This window comes from Actinosynnema sp. NPDC023658 (genome assembly GCF_040639995.1).
Classification (GTDB): domain Bacteria; phylum Actinomycetota; class Actinomycetes; order Mycobacteriales; family Pseudonocardiaceae; genus Actinosynnema.
Map to the genome: position 1 here is coordinate 1 of NZ_JBFAAX010000638.1, position 3,303 is coordinate 3,303.

Here is a 3,303-nt window from a genome sequence, read left to right on the forward strand (position 1 = left end):
GACCGGCCGTCGGGGCGGGCGGGCCGCAGGGCTTCGGCATGTACCCGCCGACCGCGCCGGGCAACCGCGAGGAGGACGGCGAGCACCGCAACCGCTACGACAACGGCCTCGACCTGCTCGACGACCTGCCGCCCGCGTTCCCGCCGGTGCTCGGCGAATGAGCGACGGCTACCAGGTCGACCCGGACGCGCTGGACGCGTTCGCGGGCAGGCTGGACGAGGTGGCCGACGAGGTGCGGACCGCCGCGTCCACCGTGGACGAGCCGCCGGGCGACCTGGGCCCGGAAGGCGTCACCGAGGCGGTCGAGCAGCTGGTGGCCGAGTGGGCGCGGGCGTTGCGCGGGGTGGAGCTGGACGCGGTGGCGGACGCGGTGCGCGCGGCGGGTGAGACCTACCGGCAGGCCGACGAGCTGCGCCATGGCTGACTACCGGGGTCTGGGTTTCGACCCCGCGCCCGGCCACGCGGGCGCGGTGGCGGCGGCGAGCGACCGGCTGTCGGTCGCGTTCGCTGTACCCGGCTCCGCGCCGGAGGAGTGGACGGGGGCGGCGGCGGAAGGGTTCTGGACGCGGTTGGTGGCGGTGGTGTCGGAGCTGACGGCGGTGCGGCGCGCGATGCGGGCGGCGGCCGAGGTGCTCGACGGCTGGGCCACCACGCTGCTGGGCAACCAGCGGCGGGCCGAGGAGCTGGACCGCCGGGCGCTGACGGTGCGGCGCGCGCTGGCCGAAGCCGCGGACGAGGTCGACCGGACCGGTGCGATGGCCGCCTTCACCAGCGCCGACGGCCAGGCGCACGAGCAGGCCGTGGCGCGGCACGAGCAGCTGCGCCGCCAGTTGGACGAGGTGCTGGAGGAGGCCCGGCTGCTGGAGCGCGACCACCGCGCGGAGGCCAGGCGGGTGGCCGAACGGCTGCGCGCCGAGGAACCGTCGACGGCCATCGCGGACACGCTGGCGAGCTTCTCGTCGATGACCGCCGAGCTGGCGTCCGTGCTGCTCGGCCCACCTCGACCGGCGTCCACCAGGGGCGCGGCGGCGGCGTTCCGGGCGGGCCTGGGGTGAGACTCGCTCCCGTGCCGGGGGTCACCCCGGTCGCACTCGGCAGTCCTGAACGCACCGCGGCGGAGTTGTCGGCCGTCCTGCACCGGCTCAAGGGCACCCGTGACCCGGGTCTCGAGGTGTCGGCCGTGCAGGCGGCGGAGCTGGCGCACCGGCACGGCGCGGGGCTGCTGGCCGTCGTCGAGCACCGGGACGCGGACCCCGCGCTGCTGATGGCGGGCGTGGTCGCCGTGGACCGGCCCACCGACCCCGGTGAGCCCGCCTTCCACCTCGACGGTCCGACGATCCGCGAGGTCACCCGCGGTGAGACGGCGACCGGCTACCCCGTCGTGATCGTCGAACGCATCCCGGTGAACGGGCCGGGCGCGCAGCTCCAGGTCGTGGTGACCGACCCGGACCACCCGCGGATCGCGGTGTTCACGCTGCACTCACCGACCGGGCGCGGCTGGCTGGAGGTGTCCGGCCTGGCGGGCCGGTTCGTGTCGGGGGTGGTGTTCGACGACGTCAGCGGTTCCGGAACTCGCTCGGGGTCCGGCCGACCACCTGGCGGAACGTCCGGGAGAAGTGCGCGGCGCTGACGAAACCGCAGTCCTTGGCGATCTCCCCGATGCCGCGCGCCGCCTTCGCCGGGTCGGCCAGCAACGCCTTGGCCCGGTCGATCCGCAGGCCGCGGATGCGCTCGGACACGCCCTGCCCGTCGTCGAAGAGCTGGTAGAGGCGGCGGCGGGAGATGAACAACGCCTCGGCCACCCGGTCCGCGCTCAGGGTCGGGTCCGACAGGTGCTCGCGCATGTACTCCAACGCCTCGCGCCGCCGTGACACCAGGGAGTCCACGCGCTCCAGCTCGGCCCGCAGCGCGCTGCGCAGCACCAGTTCGGCCAGGCCGAGCAGGTGGTGCGACAGGCCGTGCGGGTCGAGGGAGTGCGCGGCGGCGAGCACGTGCGCCACGGCGCCCGCGAAGACCGCCCGCAGTGCGGTGTCGACCGGCACCGGCTGGAACATCAGCGGCTTGAGCTCCCCGAAGCCGACGGTGAGCCGCGCCTCCGCGACGGTCAGCATCACCACGTCCGGCAGGACGTGCAGGGCGCAATCGGGAAACCGAAGCGCGGTGCCCTTGCCGGGCACCTCCGCGACCGTGCAGCCGACCAGCAGCTGGATGTGCTCCGGGGTGGCCGCACCCCCGCTGAGCGCGGCTTTGGCCGCCGCCGCACCGGAAGCCCGCACAGTCAGGAACCCGCCGGCGACGTCCACGGTGAGCAGCGTAGCCACCGGTGTTGGCCAACCGGCCGCGGAAGTCGCCGCCGCCCGCTACCTTCGTGCCCCATGGCGCGACGTTCGGCGACCGCGGTCGTCCTGTCCCACCTGGAGTTCGACCTGCTGTGGGAGGACCTGGGGGAGGGGCAGCCGCCCTACCCGCTCGAAGTCCGGTCCCACGGCGAGACGATGGACGCCCGGGACGCCCTGGGCAGCGAGGTGCTCCGCACGTTGACCGAGGCGGGCCTGGCCGACGGCGTGGAGGTCTCGACCGAGCTGGAGGACCTGTTCACGCTGCTCGCGCACGGCGAGGTGTCGGTGGACGCCCTGGTGTTCCGGCCGCACCCGTGGCGGGTGCTGGCCACCGCCCGCGGCGGGCGCGGCGTGCTGGCCGTGCTCAACGACCACGAGGTCGCCCTCGAACCGGTCACCGACCTGACGTCCGCGATCACGCGCGTCATCGGTGACGCCCCGGCGGGCCCCGGCGAGCAGGTGCGGATGCCGCGGTCGGTGTTCGCCGCGGCGATGGACGGCTACGCCAAGGCGGGCCACCAGGGGTTGGAACGCGCGCTGTCCCAGGCCGACATCACCGGCCGCGCCACCCGGGGGATCACCACCCTGGTCGACTCGCCGCGCCAGGCGACAGGTCAGCTGGCCGTCACCGGTCCGGCGGGCCGCTCCCGCGTGCTGAGCTGGACCGACACCGCTGCCGGCCGCTACGCGCTGACCACCGAGGAGTCCGTGCACACCGAGTGGGTCCACCTGTCGCCCGCCGACACCCCGTGGCTGACCCGCCGCCTGACCGAACTCCTCACCCGCGCCCGCACCTGACCACCCACCCGCACCTGAGCGTTCAACTCACCCGTCCTGAACGTAGGACTCTCGCGCTCTGAACGTAGGACTCTCGCGAGAGTCCTACATTCACGTCGCGCGTGTCCTACGTTCGGAACGCGCGTGTCCTACGTTCGGGACACGCGAGTTGAACGCTCAGGACGTG

Annotated in this window: 5 protein-coding genes; 4 read left to right on the forward strand and 1 reads right to left on the reverse strand. The window is 74.4% G+C overall.

Translation table 11 applies throughout. From position 1 onward, the window contains the following. The first annotated feature begins 157 nt into the window (after positions 1-157). Genes AB0G02_RS32485 through AB0G02_RS32495 form a run of 3 tightly spaced genes read left to right on the forward strand, consistent with a single transcriptional unit; the run spans position 158 to position 1,630 of the window. On the forward strand, positions 158-424 hold the full coding sequence (locus tag AB0G02_RS32485) for a hypothetical protein (protein ID WP_360801834.1): 267 nt from the start codon (positions 158-160) through the stop codon (positions 422-424). Continuing rightward, entirely contained in the window at positions 417-1,055 is a 639-nt protein-coding gene (locus AB0G02_RS32490) for a hypothetical protein (RefSeq protein ID WP_360801837.1), read from the forward strand. Before AB0G02_RS32485 ends, AB0G02_RS32490 begins: the two co-directional genes overlap by 8 nt. Before the next feature lie 11 nt (positions 1,056-1,066). Further along, positions 1,067-1,630, forward strand: coding sequence for a hypothetical protein (locus AB0G02_RS32495; protein WP_360801840.1), 564 nt, complete (start codon positions 1,067-1,069; stop codon positions 1,628-1,630). On the opposite strand, the gene AB0G02_RS32500 is transcribed toward AB0G02_RS32495, so the two are convergent. Further along, positions 1,557-2,303, reverse strand: a complete 747-nt coding sequence (locus AB0G02_RS32500; protein ID WP_360801842.1) for an AraC family transcriptional regulator — start codon at positions 2,301-2,303, stop codon at positions 1,557-1,559. The two genes, AB0G02_RS32495 and AB0G02_RS32500, sit on opposite strands and share 74 nt — an antisense overlap. 72 nt (positions 2,304-2,375) lie before the next feature. On the opposite strand from AB0G02_RS32500, the gene AB0G02_RS32505 reads away from it, so the two are divergent. Further along, positions 2,376-3,137, forward strand: a complete 762-nt coding sequence (locus AB0G02_RS32505) for an ESX secretion-associated protein EspG (protein WP_360801845.1) — start codon at positions 2,376-2,378, stop codon at positions 3,135-3,137. The last annotated feature ends 166 nt before the right edge of the window (positions 3,138-3,303 follow it).